Raw genomic sequence first — 1121 nt, 5'->3', positions numbered from 1 at the left:
TTCGGGTGTGCCCGCATGGTGTGGAACGACGCTCTGGCCGCCCGCAAGGCCGCGCGCAAGGCCGGGCTGCCGTTCATCGGGGACGCCGAACTCCAGCGCCTGGTCCTGACTCAGGCCAAGCGCCGTCCCGAGCGGGCGTGGCTCGCCGAGGTCTCCTCGGTGGTGCTGCAGCAGTCGGTGCGTGACCTGAACGTCGCCTACAAGAACTTCTTCGATTCGGTGTCGGGCCGGCGCAGGGGCCCGAAGATGGGGCTGCCGGTTTTCAAGTCCCGCCGTGATCGGCGGCAGTCGGCCCGGTTCACCACGGCCGCGTTCTCCCTCACCGGCCAAGGCCGCCTGTATCTGGCGAAGATCGGCGAGGTGGAGGTGCGCTGGTCGCGGGCGCTGCCCGCCGCCCCGTCCTCGGTCACGGTCATCCAGGACGCCGCCGGCCGGTATTTCGCCTCCTTCGTCGTGCAGGTGAGCGACGAGGGCCAGGTGCTATCCGAGACCGGCGGCGAGATCGGCATCGATCTGGGGTTGACCCACTATGCGGTCACCTCCACCGGGGAGAAGATCGCCAATCCGAAATGGTTGCGGCGGCGGGAGAAGAAACTCGCCCGTTTGCAGCGATCGCTGGCCCGCAAACGGAAGGGATCGGCCAACCGTGACAAGGCCAGAGTGAAACTCGCGCGTCAGCACGCCAAGGTGACCGACGCTCGCCGGGACTTCCTGCACCAGAACACGACCTCGATCATCCGTGAGAACCAAACGGTGCACATCGAGGATCTGGCCGTGCGTGCCCTGGCCCGCAGCCGGCTGGCCAAGTCGGTCACCGATGCGAGCTGGGGCGTGTTCGTGACCATGCTGGCCGGCAAGGCCGTCCGCTACGGCAGGACGGTGACGAAGATCGGCCGCTGGCATCCCAGCTCCCAGTATTGCCCCTGCTGTGGATGGAAGGTCGGCAAGCTCCCGCTGGACATCCGGGAGTGGGACTGCCGCTGCTGCGGCGAGCACCACGACCGCGACATCGCCGCCGCGATCAACATTCTCATCGAAGGGCGACGCATCAACGGCTCGACCGTGGCCGCCGGGCCGGCTGGACACGGCATAAACGACTGTGGAGGGCAGGTCAGACCAGG

Annotated in this window: 1 protein-coding gene; it reads left to right on the top strand. The window is 67.6% G+C overall.

Going from position 1 to position 1121, the window contains the following annotated elements:
- Window positions 1–15: 15 nt before the first annotated feature.
- The coding region (locus tag ACFOY2_RS54655) for an RNA-guided endonuclease InsQ/TnpB family protein (RefSeq protein WP_379536112.1) at window positions 16–1121 on the top strand (1106 nt) is incomplete at its 3' end.

Origin of the sequence: Nonomuraea purpurea (genome assembly GCF_042650645.1) — a bacterium.
Lineage (GTDB): Bacteria > Actinomycetota > Actinomycetes > Streptosporangiales > Streptosporangiaceae > Nonomuraea > Nonomuraea purpurea.
Note: the sequence above shows the minus strand (reverse complement) of the source record. Positions and strands in the feature narration are given on the sequence as shown.